At 43.3% G+C, this 18,737-nt stretch carries 19 protein-coding genes and 3 tRNA genes (1 of these 22 cut by a window edge); 9 read left to right on the forward strand and 13 right to left on the reverse strand.

Annotated elements, in window-relative coordinates:
* Positions 1-1,192, forward strand: partial view of a GumC family protein gene (locus ACFFRD_RS07635; protein WP_392481016.1) — the 3' portion only. 1,025 nt of this gene lie to the left of the window's left edge; only the last 1,192 of its 2,217 coding nucleotides appear in the window; its start codon lies beyond the left edge, outside the window; the stop codon is at positions 1,190-1,192.
* 228 nt (positions 1,193-1,420) lie between these two features.
* Entirely contained in the window at positions 1,421-2,566 is a 1,146-nt protein-coding gene (locus tag ACFFRD_RS07640; RefSeq protein ID WP_114084547.1) for a SpoIID/LytB domain-containing protein, read from the forward strand.
* Between the two features lie 168 nt (positions 2,567-2,734).
* Here the strand turns inward: ACFFRD_RS07640 and ACFFRD_RS07645 are convergent, their stop codons facing one another.
* A complete protein-coding gene (locus tag ACFFRD_RS07645) occupies positions 2,735-4,033 on the reverse strand; it encodes a hypothetical protein (RefSeq protein WP_114084507.1) in 1,299 nt (432 codons plus the stop codon).
* A gap of 206 nt (positions 4,034-4,239) precedes the next feature.
* On the opposite strand from ACFFRD_RS07645, the gene ACFFRD_RS07650 reads away from it, so the two are divergent.
* A complete protein-coding gene (locus ACFFRD_RS07650; protein ID WP_012411525.1) occupies positions 4,240-4,719 on the forward strand; it encodes a hypothetical protein in 480 nt (159 codons plus the stop codon).
* A 90-nt stretch (positions 4,720-4,809) separates the two neighbouring features.
* Here ACFFRD_RS07650 and ACFFRD_RS07655 read toward each other — a convergent pair.
* The 8 genes from ACFFRD_RS07655 to murA form a co-directional block, all read right to left on the reverse strand.
* Positions 4,810-4,881 (reverse strand) — tRNA-Gln (locus ACFFRD_RS07655).
* Between the two features lie 364 nt (positions 4,882-5,245).
* Positions 5,246-6,043: a WecB/TagA/CpsF family glycosyltransferase gene (locus ACFFRD_RS07660; RefSeq protein WP_163926595.1), complete on the reverse strand. Its 798-nt coding sequence runs from the start codon at positions 6,041-6,043 to the stop codon at positions 5,246-5,248.
* A 352-nt stretch (positions 6,044-6,395) separates the two neighbouring features.
* Complete coding sequence (locus tag ACFFRD_RS07665) at positions 6,396-6,665, reverse strand: hypothetical protein (RefSeq protein WP_245246164.1); 270 nt, start codon at positions 6,663-6,665, stop codon at positions 6,396-6,398.
* Positions 6,666-6,704: 39 nt separating this feature from the next.
* A tRNA-Leu gene (locus ACFFRD_RS07670) sits at positions 6,705-6,788 on the reverse strand.
* 111 nt (positions 6,789-6,899) lie between these two features.
* Entirely contained in the window at positions 6,900-8,021 is a 1,122-nt protein-coding gene (locus ACFFRD_RS07675) for an alpha-hydroxy acid oxidase (protein ID WP_392481018.1), read from the reverse strand.
* 80 nt (positions 8,022-8,101) lie between these two features.
* Positions 8,102-8,239 carry a hypothetical protein gene (locus ACFFRD_RS07680; protein WP_392481020.1) on the reverse strand — a complete coding sequence of 46 codons (138 nt, stop codon included), beginning with the start codon at positions 8,237-8,239 and terminating at the stop codon, positions 8,102-8,104.
* Between the two features lie 191 nt (positions 8,240-8,430).
* Entirely contained in the window at positions 8,431-9,309 is an 879-nt protein-coding gene (locus tag ACFFRD_RS07685; RefSeq protein WP_322645355.1) for a M48 family metallopeptidase, read from the reverse strand.
* 515 nt (positions 9,310-9,824) lie between these two features.
* Positions 9,825-11,189 (reverse strand): UDP-N-acetylglucosamine 1-carboxyvinyltransferase, encoded by a 1,365-nt coding sequence (gene murA / locus ACFFRD_RS07690; RefSeq protein WP_392483030.1) that lies wholly within the window; start codon positions 11,187-11,189, stop codon positions 9,825-9,827.
* Positions 11,190-11,598: 409 nt separating this feature from the next.
* Between murA and ACFFRD_RS07695 the strand changes: the two genes are divergently transcribed.
* Both ACFFRD_RS07695 and ACFFRD_RS07700 read left to right on the forward strand, forming a co-directional pair.
* Positions 11,599-11,680, forward strand: a tRNA-Leu gene (locus ACFFRD_RS07695).
* Between the two features lie 79 nt (positions 11,681-11,759).
* Positions 11,760-12,548, forward strand: coding sequence for a TrmH family RNA methyltransferase (locus ACFFRD_RS07700; RefSeq protein ID WP_392481022.1), 789 nt, complete (start codon positions 11,760-11,762; stop codon positions 12,546-12,548).
* Positions 12,549-12,573: 25 nt separating this feature from the next.
* Here ACFFRD_RS07700 and ACFFRD_RS07705 read toward each other — a convergent pair whose 3' ends face one another.
* The gene (locus ACFFRD_RS07705; RefSeq protein ID WP_392481023.1) at positions 12,574-13,152 is read right to left on the reverse strand and encodes a hypothetical protein; all 579 of its coding nucleotides are present in this window, start codon (positions 13,150-13,152) and stop codon (positions 12,574-12,576) included.
* Positions 13,153-13,170: 18 nt separating this feature from the next.
* Here ACFFRD_RS07705 and ACFFRD_RS07710 point away from each other — a divergent pair, with 18 nt between their 5' ends.
* Both ACFFRD_RS07710 and ACFFRD_RS07715 read left to right on the forward strand, forming a co-directional pair.
* Positions 13,171-13,854 carry a glutathione S-transferase family protein gene (locus tag ACFFRD_RS07710; protein ID WP_392481024.1) on the forward strand — a complete coding sequence of 228 codons (684 nt, stop codon included), beginning with the start codon at positions 13,171-13,173 and terminating at the stop codon, positions 13,852-13,854.
* Positions 13,855-13,920: 66 nt separating this feature from the next.
* Positions 13,921-14,772 (forward strand): CmcJ/NvfI family oxidoreductase, encoded by an 852-nt coding sequence (locus ACFFRD_RS07715; RefSeq protein WP_392481026.1) that lies wholly within the window; start codon positions 13,921-13,923, stop codon positions 14,770-14,772.
* Positions 14,773-14,884: 112 nt separating this feature from the next.
* Here the strand turns inward: ACFFRD_RS07715 and ACFFRD_RS07720 are convergent, their stop codons facing one another.
* Both ACFFRD_RS07720 and ACFFRD_RS07725 read right to left on the reverse strand, forming a co-directional pair.
* Complete coding sequence (locus tag ACFFRD_RS07720; protein ID WP_392481027.1) at positions 14,885-16,288, reverse strand: tyrosine phenol-lyase; 1,404 nt, start codon at positions 16,286-16,288, stop codon at positions 14,885-14,887.
* 92 nt (positions 16,289-16,380) lie between these two features.
* Positions 16,381-16,620: a hypothetical protein gene (locus ACFFRD_RS07725; protein ID WP_392481028.1), complete on the reverse strand. Its 240-nt coding sequence runs from the start codon at positions 16,618-16,620 to the stop codon at positions 16,381-16,383.
* Between the two features lie 628 nt (positions 16,621-17,248).
* Here ACFFRD_RS07725 and ACFFRD_RS07730 point away from each other — a divergent pair.
* Positions 17,249-17,545, forward strand: a complete 297-nt coding sequence (locus ACFFRD_RS07730) for an S-layer protein (protein ID WP_392481029.1) — start codon at positions 17,249-17,251, stop codon at positions 17,543-17,545.
* Positions 17,546-17,606: 61 nt separating this feature from the next.
* Positions 17,607-18,128: an NUDIX hydrolase gene (locus ACFFRD_RS07735; RefSeq protein ID WP_392481030.1), complete on the forward strand. Its 522-nt coding sequence runs from the start codon at positions 17,607-17,609 to the stop codon at positions 18,126-18,128.
* Here ACFFRD_RS07735 and ACFFRD_RS07740 read toward each other — a convergent pair.
* Positions 18,114-18,692, reverse strand: coding sequence for a Uma2 family endonuclease (locus tag ACFFRD_RS07740; protein WP_392481031.1), 579 nt, complete (start codon positions 18,690-18,692; stop codon positions 18,114-18,116). The genes ACFFRD_RS07735 and ACFFRD_RS07740 overlap by 15 nt on opposite strands.
* Between the last annotated feature and the right edge of the window lie 45 nt (positions 18,693-18,737).

Here is an 18,737-nt window from a genome sequence, read left to right on the forward strand (position 1 = left end):
TAATAGCACTAAGGGAGAACCGCTTTCAAAAGGGCAAATAGTAGGGGTTGATCCAACGCTAATAGATGAGTTTATTCTGGTGCAAACAACTGTTTTAGGACTAACTGCCAATGAAAAGAATCTAGCTGAGTCAGAACAGCGGCTCCGTTCTGAATTAAACAAGTACCCAAGCTTAATAGCCGAGTACAATCGTTTACTGCCAAAGGTAGAAACTAGTCATAAAACCCTTGAACAACTCCTTCAAGTACAACAGTCTTTAGGGCTAAAAATTGCTCAGGAAGGATATAATTGGCAAGTTTTAACAGAACCTGCTCTAGGGACTTATATGGGGAATAACAGATTATTCCTTTTGGTTGGAGGAACTCTGATTGGACCGATTTTAGGTATTTTAGCAGCCTTGATTTTAGAAAAGTTTAATGACGCTATTTATTGTGCGGGAGATTTGAAGAAACTGACGAATCTACGTATACTCGGATCAGTGCCAAAATTGCCGTCGCATAGTGCGAAAAAACGGTGGTTGGGACTGCCTTGGAAGGGGCGGCGCAGATCAAATGACTCTGTAATAGAAGCTACTACTAGATTGCCTGTCCATGAGAACCTGGATATGATCTACCAAAATATTCAAATATTAAAATATCCCTTACCTTTCAAGTCGCTGATGTTTACTTCAGCACTACCAGGGGAAGGGAAGACAACCTTGGTATTAGGGCTTGTAGCTAGCGCTACCCGGATGCACCGACGGGTATTAGTTATTGATGCTAATTTGCACAATCCTAGCTTGCATAAAATCCTGGGACTATCTAATGATTGGGGACTATCTTTGTTATTAGTTGATGAGACAACTACTGATTTTCAAAATTATATCCAGCCTATTCATCCTTCCATTGATATTTTGACTGCTGGACCGGAACCAGAAGACACGGTGAAGTTGCTCAGTTCTCAACGAATGAAAGAACTAATAGAGTTATTTGAGCAAAGTTACGACTTAGTACTGATAGATGCTCCACCTATTTTAGGTACGGTTGATGCCAGGATTGTGGCATCTTTTTGCAATGCTATTGTGATGGTAGAGCGCATGGGCAAAGTAACCCGAACTGAACTGACTCAAGCTACAGAAATTTTGAGTCAGTTGAATTTAATTGGAATTATCGCTAATGAAGTGAGTAATTCTCAAAAGGTATTGGCATCTTAGACTGAAGAAGCATTGTGAATTGGAAATTGGGTATTGGAAATAGATAGAAAAGAGGAATTGTCTCACTGCCTTCTGGCTTCTTCTCCTGATTTCTAGCTGATAGCTAAAGCAAAATGCATAATGAGTAGGAGGTGGCAACCTCCTGCGTTGGAGAAGTGTCTCATCTTAAAGTAGTAGACGTGATAATCCAGAGCGTCAATTAGATACTAGTGTGATTAGATGACCAGCATGAAATTCCAACTTTACTTAGGCTTTTTATTTTCCCAGATTAAAGTACGTCATTGGTGGGTGAGTGTCCTCTTATGGATTGCTTTGGTTGCCCCAGCCCAAGCGTCTGTAATTCTGCGCGTGGCAATTGAGAGGGGCGTTAATCAGGTAAAAGTGGGCAGTTCTACCACTGGGATCGTCAAGGATAGTACCGGACGAACTCTCGGACAGTTACCAGCGATGAGTGCATATTATGCCCAAGCCATTCCTGGCGGAGTTGCTTTAGATAAGTGGCAGTCTGGTTTATTTTGGATTGAGCCAACAGGTAAAGGATTTGTTTATATTGGCGATCGCTGGTATCGGGGTAGAACTCTAGTTGTCCCCACAGAAAAAGGCTTAACGGCTGTTAATTGGGTTGATGACCAAGAATATCTCTACAGCGTTCTTGGTGGCGAAATGGATGCTAGCTGGCCCCAAGAAGCTTTAAAAGCCCAAGCGATCGCAGCTCGCACCTACGCTCTCTACGAACGTGAAAAACAACGGAATAATCCCGTTTACGATTTAGGCAATACCCCAGATCGTTGGCAAATTTACAAAGGTGTCATCAGTGAAGCTCCCGCTACTTATGCCGCAGTGGATTCCACACTAGGGCAGGTATTAACTTACAAAAACCGGATTATTCTCTCAGTCTTCCATGCTTGTTCTGGGGGACACACCGAAAATGTAGAAGATGTTTGGGGAAATACCTTACCCTACCTGCGTGCTGTTCAAGACTACGATCAAAATATCCGCGAGTGTAATTGGGTGAAAAGCTTCTCGCCCAGTGAGATTAGCGCTAAATTTCCTGAAGTTGGCAGTGCGACGGCGATGATTCCAGAGACATACTCGCCTTTTCGCAGTGTTAAAGTCTTGAAAATTGTTGGTAACAAGGGTACGAAGGTGCTACAGGGCGAGGAAGTGCGAACAGCCCTCAAGCTCAAAAGTACTCGCTTTACCGTTACTAAGGGAGCAGATGGTAGTTTTGTACTCCAAGGGCTTGGCTACGGTCATGCTTTAGGTATGAGTCAGTGGGGGGCGTACAATCTGGCTCGGCAAGGAGTAAACCACCTGCAAATTTTGGGACATTATTATCAAGGTGTAGCCCTAACACCAATTCAGGCGAAGTAATTGGGGCATGGGGCAAAACAGTTCCGTTAGCGATAGCGGGGCGTTTAGCCCGTGAAGAGTTAGGAGTTACGAATTTTCTCCCCCTGCTCCCCCTACCTCCCCTGCTTCCCCTGCTTCCCCTGCTTCCTCTGCCCCTCTGCCCCTTTGCTTCTTCTGCCCCTTTGCTTCCTATTCCCCACTCCCACGTTCCAAGCGCCGTTGCCATTCAGCGTCAATTTGTGCAGAACGCTCAACTTCCTGGTCAAGTAAGTCAGTTTCGCTAGAATACACTAAATCTTCCTTGCTAATGACTTTTTCTTGGGCAAATTGTTGAGCATAGTCGATTTTTTGTTGCAAAGGTGCATCAGGACTTGCCAATAGCCTCGATCGGGAAAGGCGATCGCGATTGCGATCGCCTATTTTGCGATTACGCCACCGAATCCAGAAATAACGCAATAACGGTATGCCTAAGAAACCTGCTCCATAAGCCAATAGCAGCCAATAAATTCCTTGCACAAAAGCTACCAGTCCACCTAATTGGGCAGCAACAGTACCATCTCTCAACAAACTTCCCAGTACTAAAGCACCAACTAAATTTAGTGCCCCCAACCCTGCACTCAACATAATTTGCCCTGAACTTGCAGCACTAAAACGCCAAGGCAATTCCTCCAAGTAAGATGATATTGAATGACGGCGCTTTTTAACTGCACTCACCTGTAACTCTGGGAAGTAATAAACAATTTGCCCTTCTGGACTTACCGCCGGTTGTCCATTAAATCGCGTCAGAACGGGCAGCATGTAATCTTCGTACTCTCTTGTATATCCCTCGCCTATATCATCCAAGTATGGGGCAATTTGTTCTGCTACTACTGCGCCACGATTGCTCCGAATCACCGTAGCAATTTCTTGCCAGCGACGTTCGTCTAAATTGGCGTTAGGATTTCCATCACCAAACAAAAACGAAAAGACAGCTTCAAAGAAATTCAGATTGCTTTCTTCTCTGGTTTCACGTCGCCGTTCCTGGTAGTAGGTGTCATAATTTGGGCTAAGATACCAGAAGAAATTTGGAAAATAAAAGAAACCCCCACCGCCGGAATTACTGCCCCGATTGTCGCCGTCGCGATCGGAATTGGCAGCAGTAATAATTATGAAGATGGTAACAGTTATCAGGGCGATGGAAACAGTTAAGAAAATTCCAAAAGAAATCCGAATCAGGTAAAACAGAACACTCCAGACTTTTTTCCACCATTCCTGCAATCGTAGCCGGAAGTATTTATTACGCAAAATTGCTCGAAAGTTTTGTGGAAAAAGGAAAACTATATCACCTGAATCCGCTACCTGCAAATGTCCTCCAGCATCAGATGCTAGGGCTAACAAGCTTTGATTAGCTTCAGCGACGTTCAATCCTGCCTGGGTTGCCACATCACCAACGGTGACACGGTAGCCCAGTTTTTCGACAGCTTGCATGATGGTGGGATTGGGAGCCATTGCTCTCCCCTCCTGTTGAAACTTATTCCCGTTTTATTAAGTATAAAGTTTTATTTTGATCGACTTAACAGGGGTAACAATAAAGTATGAAATTACATCAATTTAGCAACCCGGCAGTGAAATAACAAACCAACAAATGACCTGACACACAACATGTTATAATTGTTTCCCTCAGCTTGGTTAATCAGCAAATTTTCTGCTCAAATATGGTTCAATATACTCTCGCTCAAAGTCCAGAAATTATCCTTACTGTTTCTGGAAAAGATTCAGCCAAAGCCCGTGATAAAGCAATGGATCAGCTGATGGAACTGATGGATGCAGGTAAGCTACCCACGGAACTGGAAGAAGGATTTGGCCCTCAACAATTAATTGAGGTTAAAGAGTCAACTATTGACACTGCTAGCGGTGAGGATACTATTACACAAGCTGTCCAGGTTTTAAGTAACCTGGCCACACTCAAGCTGAAAGTTCAGGAGTCACGAGCTGAAGCGTTAGAAATTCGCAAAGCGGTTGATGTTCTGTTCACTGACGATTCGGTGACTGAAGAGGAAATTACTCGACTCAAGGAAGGTTTTAAAGTCCTCAAAAATTTTGCCCAAGCTAATGTACGTTATCAAGAAGCACGATCTAAAGCAGAACAGGCTCGGCAAACTCTAGACCAAGCTCTCAAATCCCCTGATAAGTAAGCTCTACATAATCAGATAAATTAAGTTGAATTTCTAGCTAATTGAATAAAAACTCTAAAAGACAGGCTTAACAACCTGTCTTTAGATGTACTGGGGCGCTAGGATTCGAACCTAGGGATGGCGGGACCAAAACCCGCTGCCTTACCACTTGGCTACGCCCCAACGACTTTACTCTAGTTAATATAGCAGTTAATCCTGGGTTTGTGTCAAGTACTTTAATAGTTTATTTCAGATAAAGGATTTTTACGGCAGGACATTGATTGGTCGGAATGCTTACACTTAGACTCTTTCATGGCTTTGGGGTGAACCCTTGAATTGATGCTTGGCTGTATCGTCGAACTCACTTAAAGGGTAAAGGAATTGCGATCGCGATTCTCTTTGCATCCAAAATCTGCTTCACTTGATTATGAACGGCTTATCATCTAGTTCCTGCTTACCATTGAGACACCTAGCGTTGAATATAAAAGCTAGGGGTATCTAGATTATTTCTTTCCACGCCAGTCAATCTTGCCTTATTTCCTTTTCCTTAATCCCCAGTCTCGTGAAGAAAAACTGCTGCAATCCGACTTGATGATAGTAGTTGCTTGGTAGCCAGCCATATAAATAGTGGAATGGTCTTAGCATAGCGACCGCAAAGTCGGCGTGGTTCTTGAATCCATCGATACAGCCATTCAAGTCCTAAGTCTCTAACTATGCGGGGTGCCCGCTTGTGAATTCCTGCATAAACTGGGAAAACTCCACCCAGTCCAATCATTACAGCTTGTATCTTACCTTTATGTTGAGCTATCCAATTTTCTTGCTTAGGACATCCTAGAGATACTAGGACAGCGCTAGCACCACTAGAATTAATCTTTCGAACTAAGGCTTCGTCTTCAGTTTCAGTCAGGGGACGAAAGGGTAGAGGTTCCATCGCCGCAATCTTCATTTGGGGAAATTCCTGCTCTAACCTTTTTCGCATCCTAGAAAGAATTTCTGTTTGGGAACCTAAAAAGAAAATACTGAGATTTTGTGTTTGAGTTCGCTGACACAATGCTAAAAAAATATCCATCCCTGCCACACGGTCTTGGTAAATAGCCCCCATTTTTCGCATCATCCATACAAGAGGCATACCGTCAGGAGTAACTATATCTGCATTTCGTAATACTGTCGCAAACTGTGGATGCCAATGAGCTTCAATGAGCATGTGTACATTAGCTACGTATACAGTTTTACTCTCACGCTTACCCGCCCACTTCAGTATTGTTTGTATCTGCTCGTCAAAACGTAAAGCAGTAATAGGGAAATCAAGCACTTTTTTAGTAGGTAGAAGCACTCTTGCCACCATCAATAACTCCTATGTCCAAGAAAAAAAATCCATAGATTGCTTAGACCATTCCGAATATTGAATAATTCGGATTGGATGACTCCTGACTTTTTATAGGCTTGTGTCATCGTTGGAAGTTAACACATGGAGGTGCAATTGCTTTTTTAGTATGCTTTTAGCTTAATCGGTAATATTATAAGTATTTGGTGTTGTGTCCTAGCTTACTGTTTTAAGCTAGGGGTTTTAGATGCTGCTTGACAAAATTCATACTTTCTTCATAATTAATTTTTGATTGGTTCATGCAAGCATTACAATTATGATAAATTCCTAGTAGAAACTTTATTACTAGGTAGTATTTTTTACGTAAGTTAGTTTACATAGAAAAACGAAATACCAGACACTCAGTCTGCCGAATTTGATACGTAATTATGTGCTTAAGAGATAAAAGCCCAAAAAATAAAGGGAAGATAAGCTTATCTTCCCCTGTTCGATTATTTTTGTTATTGTCTGGCTTGTTAGCTTCTTTGAGTTTTTGAAGTAACATTTGGCGTTGCTTTTTGAGTTGCCGCTTTCTTGCAGAGCCACCTCTACCTTTGTCATTCCTACCTTCTTTACGGGGAGATTCCCATCTTTTCAGGCGCATGAACTTTTAACCTCTCTATTCTATTTACTTGTTTAATAGTGGGCAGGAGGAGAATCGAACTCCTATGACCGCAAGGCCGCCACATTTTGAGTGTGGTGCGTCTACCAATTCCGCCACCCGCCCGTTACATCTAACTTAACTATTGTACTCTATTTGAGGGATTTTGTAACAAGTTTGAAAATTAATTCTCAAACTTTTTCTAGGATAATAGCTCTAATAACCATAATATAAGGCTTAAAAGCGTGGCAAGACTAATAAACTAGGGTTAATATCATCTAGTTTTGCACAGCCGCTAAGTGCCATCCCTACATTGAGCTCATCTTGTAGCAGTGAGATGACGTGAGATACACCGACTTCTCCTGCTACTGCTAGTCCCCACAAAATAGGTCGTCCGACTAGTACCGCTTTTGCTCCTAATGCCAGAGCTTTGAGAATGTCTGTGCCCCTGCGAATGCCTCCATCCAGCAGTACTTCTATTTTACCATCCACTGCTGCTACGATTTCAACTAGGGCTTCTATTGAAGCGATCGCACCATCGAGTTGTCTGCCACCATGATTGGAAACAACAATTGCTTTTGCTCCATATTCTACAGCCCGCACAGCATCATCTCCCCGTAAAACTCCTTTGATAACTAAAGGTAGTGGAGATAAAGATTGCAACCATTCCAAATCATCCCAAGTTACTGCTGGGTTTAGCTGTTGGGCAAAATAGGTAAATAACCCAGATTCGCCTTTTTCATGGGAAATATCTAGCCCTGAGATGGTGGCGAGATTAGCCAGATGTAAGTCTGTGGGTAAGGCGAATTCGTTACGTTTATCTCTTTCGCGTTGTCCAAGAACTGGTGCATCTACAGTCAGACAAAGTGCTTTGTAGCCTGCTTTATAGGCTTTTTCTACCAAAGCACGAGTTAATCCCTTGTCTTTATGGATGTAAAGTTGGAACCATCGCAGAGAATCTGGAAATTTATCACACGCAGTTGCTACTTCTTCAATGCTCTTTGTGGCCATTGTACTTAATACCATTCCCACACCAGCTGATGCGGCAGCTAGGGCTGTGGCCACTTCTCCGTCTGGATGGGCTAGACATTGAAAGGCCATTGGCGCAATTAATATAGGTAGTTGCAGGGGTTGTCCTAAAATAGAGGTAGTGAGATTGCGATCGCTAACATCGACTAATATCCGAGGTTTTAACTTGACTCGCTCAAAGGCAGCACAATTATCTCGTAATGTGATTTCGTCCCAAGCACCACTGCTATAGTAATCAAGGGTCATTTGAGACAGATGCTCTTTTGCTAGCTTTTCGTACTCAAAGAGATTTATGGGTTGAAAGCGATGGTCATTGGATACAACTGTCATGGTAGCGGCTGTGGGTTAACCAATAGGATGTTTTTTAATCCGATTTTTCATTGAACGATTTATTTAGCAACTGAGTTCTTTTAAAGGAACCTATCTAATAATTGTTCCCTAGATAGTTGCAGTAATAAAGGAGTAAAATCTTCTGGTGATAATGCCAATAAAGCTTCAGTAACTCCTCTTAGTTCTGCATCTAAAGAACCAAAGCGAACTCGCAACAAATTTTCTATAACATTACGACGTTCTGCTTGAATTCCTTCGTGGATTCCTTCTTCTTTAACTTCTGCTAAATGGCTATAACAATTCTTTAAGATAGTCTTTGGCGAATTGGTCGTAAGGGAACCTGGTCATTAGCTGATTTTTGGGCTGTACCAGTATTTTACATCACAGTGCGATCGCATCATTAGTAACTCTACCAGTTTCGCCAGCCGCCTTTGGGTGCAACTTCATTACTTGTTGACTTCAATCCATGAGTTTGGATTAAAGATTGATATTCTGTGCTGCTTGCCCAACGGTCAATTTCTCGCGCCCGCAACACGGGCACTGGATGGGTTAATTGGGCTGTGCGAGCGGTTTTGACCATTTCGCCTAATTCGGTCTTGCTAATGTCATCATAAGCGCGGGCTTGGGCAACAAAGGCATCGAGATTCAGTTGTGGCGCTAAAGTTGGGGAACCACCTGCCAGCTTCATCAACACTGACATGACAACTTTGGGATCTTGGGTTGCTAGTAATGCGGCGCGATCGCAGGTAAACTCAGCACAGCGTACCCATTCTAAAAGTTGTGCCTGTATCGCTTGAGCAACAAAGGTTCCGACATTGGGCACAATTGCCGCAGCTAATATTAGTAAATTTACTGGGGTCAAGTAAACGCTATGGTCACACTTGAGATGCCCCAACTCGTGGGCAATTACTGCCTGTATTTCCTCTGGTGTGAGGATATCAATTAGGGATGTGTGTATCACCACAAAGGGCTGCTTACCGCGCACAGCAAAAGTATAAGCGTTGGGAGCCGGATGTTGCCGGACGTATAACTGGGGAGGCTCGATATCCAGAATTTCACAAGCATCTAACAACAGCTTGTATAAATCAGGTAGTTGTTTTTCACCCACCAGAATGCTGGAAGCAATATTTTCTACATAGAAAACCTGCTCTGCCATTGGCCCAAGCCAATTTCGCACCAACATATCTATGCCTGGTATTTGCTTGAGCGTTTTAGTAGCTTCCAGGTCTAATGGATGACGAAATGAGTCAGCTTTTAAACCAATCAGAGGGGTTTTGAAGAAAGACATAGTGCAGCAAGCTATAAAAAACACAACTATGGAATCTGGCTGTTCATTTAAACCAGTCACCTACAGTTAGTATAACGATGTGAACTACCCCACCGCTTATGCGGATGGGGCTTCCCAATTCAACGGGAACTGCCTCCAAAACTGCGTAGTTCTATTGGTCTTACATTCCCTCCAAGGGCAGGAGTCCTGGTTCCCAAGACCCATACTTTTCCTTGCAACATATACCTATTAGCTTGGTTTTCGCTTATGGCATTGATGGTCAAGATATCTCTATTCTAATGGAAGAGAGTTCTTTTCCTCATCCACTCCATGACGGTTGATATCTGCTCATATCAATTTGTTCAGGGGTAGAATCGTCACCTCACTCGCAATCTATGCCCACCGTAAGACGGATGGGGAATTCCGCGAAATTTGTTAACCAGGGTGGGCAGGGAGAGCAGGGGGAGAACTTGCAACAAGTCTTTCCCCTTGTCCCCCGCCCCCTGCCGCAATTCCTCTTATTCAACCTATCAATTTCAACTTGAAAGGCTGATACTGGGAGCGATTTCGGCATCTGCTGATGTTTCGCCCACACGAAGGATTTTAGCTCCCAATTGCTGCAACTTCATATCGAGCCGATCATAGCCGCGATCAAGGTGTTGTAATCCTTGAATGGTCGTTTTTCCTTCTGCTGCCAGTCCTGCTATGACTAGCGCTGCTGATGCTCGTAGGTCTGTGCCTAATACTGGTGCGCCAGACAATTTTGGCACTCCCCGAACGAAAGCAGCGTTGCCTTTAACACGAATGTCTGCCCCCAAGCGATTCAACTCTGAGGCATGACGCAAGCGATTTTCAAAGACGGATTCGTTAATCACGCTGTCGCCTTCGGCCAATGTCAGCAAAGACATGAACGGCGCTTGCATATCTGTAGGGAAACCCGGATGGTATTGAGTTTCAATATCCGTTGCCTTGAGAGTTTCCGCCGGCAGAATGCGTAAGTGTTCAGGCTTGTCCTCAATTATCGTCACCCCAATATCCCGTAGCTTGGCAATCACTGGTATAAGATGTTCTGGAGCCACTGGCGAAAGAAGAAGTTCGGAACGGGTAATTGCTGCTGCCAGCAAAAATGTTCCGGCCTCAATGCGATCGGGAATGATACTGTAATCAACAGAATGTAGCTTGGGGACTCCTTCAACAATAATCCTGCTAGTACCCGCCCCTTTAATCTTCGCTCCCATCGCGTTACAGAAGTTAGCTAAATCAACTACTTCCGGTTCTCTGGCAGCATTTTCGATGATGGTTTCGCCCTCTGCCAGGGTAGCCGCCATCATCAAGTTTTCCGTCGCTCCAACGCTGGCGATATCTAGGTAAATCTTCGCACCTTTTAATCTCCGGCTGCTGCCAGGGACGTAGGCATTACAAATGCCATGCTCAATCTGCACCTCAGCCCCCATTGCTTGCAGTCCCCGAACATGCAAGTCAACTGGTCTTGCCCCAATAGCACAACCGCCTGGTAAAGGCATCTGTGCTACTCCCAATCTTGCAAGAATGGCACCAATGGCAAAAAAACTCGCTCTTAGCTGGGTAACTAGTTCGTAGGGAGCTTTTGATGTTTTAATTTCGCTGGCGTTGATGTCTAAAATATCGCCTTGGCGCGTTAAGCTTACACCCAAAGCTGATAACACCTGACCCATCCGGTCTACGTCCGCTAATAAGGGGACGTTGCGGATACGACAATCGCCCGGACACAGCAAGGCTCCAGCCATGATTACCAGTGCTGCATTTTTTGCCCCGCTAATTTTCACATGACCTCGCAAAGGATGCCCACCCCAAATTTGCAAGACTGAGGAGTCTGCTTCTGGAGCAATTTTGGCATCTGGTAAGCTGGTAGAAGGATTGATAAGCCTACCTCCAAAAGTAATACGTATTTTATATGTTTGAAGTTGGTTTTGATTCTACAGTAAAGATTCAAATTGTCCACATTTTAGAACAGCATATTGCATAAAAAAATTGTTTTTTGGTGAAAAATAATGGCTCAAAGCAAGCAATAGCAATTATTTTGAGCTTTTAAAAAATTTAATAAAAAAGAATGAATAAGTAGTAGTTTTAAGCAAAAATAAATACTCAGTAAAATGACTTAAGTATTCTCTAAAAATCAATGCTCTACTGTTCAGTTAATATTTTGATTCGACCTAATCCCCTGAAAAATTCGTTTCCAGTCTGAGCCTCTTAAAGGAGGCATTAAGTTTTCACTTGACAAAGGTAAAACATAACGCAATAATAGGAAATTGTCGATAAAGACAAGTGCCAGCGGAACTGGCGGAATTGGCAGACGCGCTAGATTCAGGTTCTAGTGCCGCAAGGCTTCCGGGTTCAAGTCCCGGGTTCCGCATAACCAGTGCTGAGTGCCGAGTAGCGAGTGCTGAGAAGGAAAAACTCAGCACTCACTACTCAGCACTCACAACTAAAAAATGTTGACCAGTTTACAAAATTCCTTAGTTAAGCAAATTCGCAAACTCCACTCCACCAAGGAGCGGCACAAGCAGCAGTTATTTTTACTGGAAGGGACGCACCTGTTGGAAGAGGCTTGTGCGGTAAATTACCCACTAGAAACAGTGTGTTGTACTCCAGATTGGCAAGTAGCCCACTCATCACTCTGGGAAGAAGCTTGTAGTAAAAGCGATCGCAGCGAGATTGTCAGCGAGGAAGTATTAAATGCGATCGCTACTACAGTCCAACCGGATGGTGTGGTAGCAACGGCAAAACGAAGGGATAGCCAAACTCAACTACCATTGACTGGTTTAGTTCTAGCTTTAGAAACAGTACAAGATCCGGGAAACCTGGGTACGATGATTCGCACTGCGGCGGCGGTGGGAGCATCAGGTTTGTGGGTAAGTGGAGATAGTGTCGATTTAGACAGCCCAAAAGTTCTCCGGGCTTCCGCAGGACAATGGTTTCGCCTAGCAACGGCCGTAACCGAAGATTTAAAAGCAACAGTTCAACAAAGTCAGCAAGCAGGGATGCAGGTAGTGGCAACCTTACCCAGTGCGACTTTAACTTATTGGGATGTGGACTGGCGCAAACCCAGTCTAATTTTACTGGGAAATGAGGGGGCTGGATTGTCGGCAGATTTAGCAGCGATCGCAGATCAACAAGTCAGAATTCCTTTGAGTCCTGGGGTAGAATCTTTGAATGTAGCGATCGCAGCCGCTTTAATGTTGTACGAAGCTAGGCGGCAAATGAGTCAGAGACGCGATTAATCGGTTCTGTACAGGAATGTAAAACTCATAACTTTTCTTGGGTTTTTGTCTTTTCTTCAAGATATTGTTCAATATCAGCAACTGCGTCCTCAAGGGCCGCTAAATCAATAGCGATCAAATCTTGATCGACTTCGACTTCACTGAGATTAGTTGTATGCAGTTGGGGGAGGTGGGGAATTTCTTCTTCCTCAGTTTCAATTTCTTGTAAGATATCCTCCAACTGATCGAGGGATTGCTGAAACACTTGATCGGCGACGCGGCGCTGTTGTGGCTGAATTGGCTCCATAATATTGATTTGAAAATCCTGATTTACTGACCTAATTGTGATTGCAGTTTCTACAGATTTAAATTTTGCACTCATAACATCATAGTTGTGTGCTGTATCAACTTTAGCAGTGGTTATCAATAATATCGATACTTGCCTTTGGTCACTTTTGCCAAGTTGTCTCCAATTGTTAGAACTTGTATTTTTGTAAAGACTGTGGAATAACCCCGGAAGTTTGTACTTTAATTCGACCGACAAACCGTAGTATAATATCCAATATGCGATTGCACTTTTGCGTCCCCAATAGTTGGTATTTAGTAGTACTGCGCGTCTACGCATTTACAAGGAAAGTATTTTATGAGCAACATACAACTTTACTTTGCCAAAGCCTCCACCTTTTCCCAAAGAACCCGTGTGGTTTTACTAGAAAAAGGAATTGACTTTAGCAGCACTGAAATTGACTTACAAAACAAACCAGATGGCTATACACAGATTTCGCGCTACGGCAAAGTCCCTGCGATTAAACATGGGGATATCGAAATTTATGAGTCTGCCATTATCAACGAATATCTTGATGAAGTCTTTCCAGAACCACCTTTATTACCCAGTGATCCAGGTGCTAAAGCGATCGCTCGGATCTGGATCGATTATGCCAACACTCGCTTTGTACCCGCCTTTAACAAATTTCTCCGTGGTAAAGATGCTCAAGAACAGGGACAAGGACAAAGAGAGTTTTTGGAAGCGTTATTGTACATTGAGCAAGAAGGACTAGGTAAGCTTTCTGGTAATGGCCCTTACTGGTTAGGGGAGCAGCTGAGTTTAGTTGATATTAGCTTCTATCCTTGGTTTGAACGCTTGCCCCTTCTAGAACACTTCCGCAATTTCACCTTACCAACAGAAACCCCTCGGTTGCAGAAATGGTGGAATACCCTGCGCGATCGCGAGTCAATTCGGGCTGTGGAAAATCCTACAAGCTTCTATTTAGAACGATTTGCCAAGATTCTTGGTGTGCCCACTCCCGTTGCTTCTGCTCAAAAATAGTTAATAGGTTACAGTCCTCTATCCGCCATCACTAAAACATTGTTGAATTCACTGGGAGATTAACCCATGAGCTTAAACAGTCAATTATTCAAAGATATACCGCACGTTGAGGGAGAACTCCATTACCTCACCCCAACAGCAGAAAAACCTGTTAACTACACCTACGAACCACCGCCAGGTATTCCACAGCGAAGTGGGAAGTATGAGGTACATACATTCCCAATCTACGATGCTCGGGCGATCGCAGAAAATGTGTCCTTAGATCAACAGGGATTCGCCTTGGTCGAACAGCACAGCACTGTTAAAGACTTTTACGATCGGGATGAGGTGCGCCGCGTTTACTACCCTGAAGCCGAGGAATTTCTCAAGGATTTGACAGGTGCCCAAAGGGTGATAGTGTTCGATCACAACCTGCGTAATGCCGAACGAGCGAAGCAGGGCGAACAAGGCATAAAGACACCAGTCAGGGGTGTACACAACGACTTCACCGCCAAGTCTGGTTATAGTCGCGCCCGTACCGTGTTGGAAGCAATCGGTACTGAAGATCCTGATGAGCTTCTGCGGCATAGATTTAGTGTAGTCAACCTCTGGCGACCGATCGCAGGGCCAGTTCAAGAGTCTCCATTAGCGGTGTGTGATGCCCAAAGTATCGCACCGAATGACCTCGTGGCTACCGATCTTGTATATCGCGATCGCATTGGCGAAACCTACGCAGTCACATACAATCCAAAACATCGGTGGTTCTACTTTCCGCAAATGCAACGGAACGAAGCCCTACTTATCAAGTGTTTTGATTCAGAGGAAGAAGGTTTGGCGCGGTTCGCCGCCCACACCGCATTCGACGACCCAACAAGCCAGCCAGATGCCCCACCACGTGAGAGTATTGAGTTGCGAACGTTGGTTTTCTATGCCGCATAATTAGCAGGGAGCAGGGGGCAGGGAGCAGGGAGCAGGGGAGCAAGGGGAAAATTCTTCTCCTCTGCACTCCTTCCCTCTGCCCCTCTGCCTCTTTTCATGCCCAATTCTCCCTTTACTGCAATTCAAACCTTGCTTGAAAGAAGCGGAGATACTTCGGTTCATAAATCATTTTGAGTCCGCGTAGGCGATCGCGATTATAAAAAACCTCTTCAACTGCTTCAGCAGTCAAATCCATGTGAGCCTGGGTGTAAACACGGCGGGGAATAGTTAAACGGACTAGTTCTAACTCTGGATAATAATTATCGCCTGTTTCTTTATTGCGCCCTGCGGAAACGATGCCCCGTTCCATTGCCCGAATGCCTGCTTCTAGATATAGTTCTGCTGCTAGACGTTGTGCCGGAAATTGATCTTGGGGGATTTGTGGTAAAAAGCGTTTGGCATCTAAATAAATGGCATGACCACCAATCGGCACAACAATTGGAATACCCCAATCTAAAAGCTTTTGTCCGAGGTATTCAACCTGACCGACACGCGCACGAATATGATCGTCTTGAACTGATTCTTCTATACCCCGTGCCATAGCTTCCATATCCCGGCCAGCCATACCACCGTAAGTATGTAGACCTTCATAAATCACTATTAAGTTACGTGCTTCTTCGTAAAGATTATAGTCATTGAGAGCCAGCCAGCCACCGATGTTAACCAGTGCATCCTTCTTGCCGCTCATGGTGCAGCCGTCGGTATAGAAGCAAAATTCGCGTAAGATGGTAGCGATCGCCTGATTAGAATAATCCTCTTCCCTCTGCTGGATAAAGTAAGCGTTTTCCACAGCGCGGGTGGCATCAAGAATAATGCGGATACCGTAGGTTTGGGCTAACTGATGTACCGCCCGCAGGTTAGCCATAGAAATCGGCTGTCCGCCAGCCATATTCACGGTTCCGGCGACGCTGATATAGGGAATACGTTCTGCCCCAACTCGCTCAATTAGGTTTGTGAGCTTTTGTAAGTCTACATTGCCCTTGAATGGATGCAGTGATTGGGCATCATGGGCTTCATCAATAATCACATCGACAAAAGTGCCGCCAGCTAACTCCTGATGCAACCTGGTTGTGGTGAAATACATATTGCCAGGTATGTAGTCTCCTGGTTTGATCAGTATTTGAGAAAGAATGTTTTCCGCACCACGTCCTTGATGAGTGGGTACAATATGGCGATAGCCGTAATACTTTTGGATACTTGCTTCTAAATTGTAAAAATTTTTGCTGCCGGCATAAGCTTCATCACCCAGCATCATCCCTGCCCATTGATAATCGCTCATGGCTGAAGTGCCGCTATCAGTGAGCAAATCAATATAGACATCTTCAGAACGTAGTAGAAAAGTATTGTAACCGGCTTGTGCGATCGCCTGTTCGCGTTCAGCGCGAGTAGTAATTTTTAATGGCTCAACTACCTTAATTTTATATGGCTCTGCCCAAGAGCGACGGCGGCGCGGAGAAGTTTGCTTGGCATCGGTCATAGATTCATTGCTCCTTCATGCAGGTAAGGCAAATATTTGCATACCATTTTGGGTGCTAATAGTTGCTGTTGCCAAGACCGTCATAAGTACTTTTAGCGTTCTTTAGGGGCACACCACTGAGCTATTGGTTCAATTCGTGCTTGCTGGATCAATTCCAAAACTTGTGATTTATTACAACTATAGGTAGATGCTAATAATTCCTCACCTTGTTTTTTTGCATCGTCGGCTGATAGACCAAAGGTCATAATTTCTTCGTCTTGGTTAGCTGTAATTCTCTCAACTGGAATAATACATATATATTGCGGTTCATTATGTCTTATTTGTTGCACCATTATTTACCTCCCATTTCACTATTATTTTAAAGTCTAGATAAATCACGAGTGAAAGTGAAACATAATCAGTATTTAAGTAGTTTTTGATTAAAAAAATACTAGTTTTTACACATGGTTAAGGCAACGTTAAGAATTCTCTCAAAATTGCCAAATTTCTAAGTGTAAACAGTTACGTATGGGAAAATAAAGTTAAGCATCAACAAATATCTTTTTGTAAATTTTTGTTTATTAGATCGGTAATGCGTTAAGACACACGCTTTATCGTAAACATCCCTAAACGGATTAATTTAAATCTCTGTTGATTAGTCTTTGGGAATCAGCTAATAAAGGCTGATATTCCTAAAGATGAACTTTTCTTTGCTCAATCCAGGCTTCATACCTTGAGTAAGTGCAAGTTTAATAAAAATTGGAGGTTATATGGCAATTCGAAATAACTTAGTTAACAATTTCTGGCAAAGAGTACAAAAAGATTCAGTTAGTTGGGGTTCGTTAGCTCTTTGGATCAGTGGATTAGTTGTTCTATTAGTAATGCTTACCATGTTTTCTAACGCTTAGGTTATTCTAGTTCCTGGGCGACAGCCTGGGAACTAAAATAGGGTAGACTTTCATCCCTAGAAAGCTCAAATTTATGAACTGCAAACTTTTGGTAACAGTCGTAATGCTAGCTACTACTAGCTTTGTTACTCCTGTTAAATCTCAAGAACCTACTACCGACACACCAGTAGAATCGAATCAAGTTTTGAATGCTTGTATCCAAAATCAAGCAGAAACTTTACCGAATCCTTTTAGTGATGTGCCAAAAGACCATTGGGCTTTTAAAGCAGTTATGACTATGCACTACTGCGGTGCATTCCGTAAAGCTACCCCACCAGCTTTATTTAATAAATTGCAACCAACAAATAGCCAGCAGCAACCGCAGAAATAACCGCAGTTTGAAAAATAAAATAGGAGTCTTATAACTATATTAAATAGCAGAAATTAAGCCAATGAGTGAGAAGGATTGCAGAAAGACTGTCATCCAAACAGGTCAAAAAGTCAATTTTGTAGATATTGGCAGTTCATTTTTGCCTGCCTTTGAAAAGATAACGAGTGTTCTAGTCGTACCTTTTACCAAGGATGGTTTAATTGTATGCGCTCTCCTTGACCGTGGTATTGACCTCCCTGGGGGACATGTGCAGATAGGCGAATTTACTTATGAGGAAACTGCAAGACGAGAAGTTATGGAGGAGGTAAAAGTAACTCTAGGAGAATTAAAACTTGTAAAATTTATCCAGTCTGATTTTTACGGTAGTCAACCTGAGCAGCTTACATACCTTGTGGTCATGACTGGATTTGTTGAGGAAATAATCTCTAACAATGGCTACGACTGTCTAAGCTTATGTACACATGAAAGTATGGGAAGAAACATTATAGATATTGATGAATTCATTTCTCAATATCAAGCAGGCAATAAAAATGATATGCGTCAAATTGTGCTAGACGCAAAAAGTGTGCTATTCGGCATCTAATGGTATTTTCGCCTTTTGAAACAGCTGCTCAACAGTAAATTCCAGTCTCTCGAATAGAGAATCTGTGAGTAATTCGTCTCCCATATAAGTTTGTGGTGCTGCATCTGGATAAAAAACAGTAATACTTCTGGCTTTACTATCTACCACCCACACCCGCAACACTTTAGCATCCAAATAGTCTTTGGCTTTAGCTGCCATTTGTCCAAAGGTTTGTCCAGGTGAAATAATTTCAATTACCAAATCGGGAGGAACAGGACAAGCTTCGTTTTCATCCCAGTTAGTGGGTAAACGTTCATAAGAGATGTACAAAATATCTGGTGTTGGTACCCAATCTCGCCCCCGACGAGTTAATGCAACAGACCATTCCGGGCAAACTTCTCCTTTACCTTCATACGATTGCTCAATCAAATTGAGAAGAACACGGGTAAGTTTTGCGTGAAAAAATTTTGGTGACATTTTAGGAATTGCTTGACCATCAACAAGTTCATAAGTTATATCTCCTTCACCTGGTGAAAGATTTAAGAACTCTTGCAAGGTTAATTGATTTTTGGCTTGGAGTATCATGGCTCAGTAATTCCTAATTCGTAATTCGTAATTCGTAATTGAAGG

The sequence above is a fragment of the Nostoc sp. C110 genome (assembly GCF_043099725.1).
Taxonomy (GTDB): Bacteria; Cyanobacteriota; Cyanobacteriia; order Cyanobacteriales; family Nostocaceae; genus Nostoc; species Nostoc muscorum_A.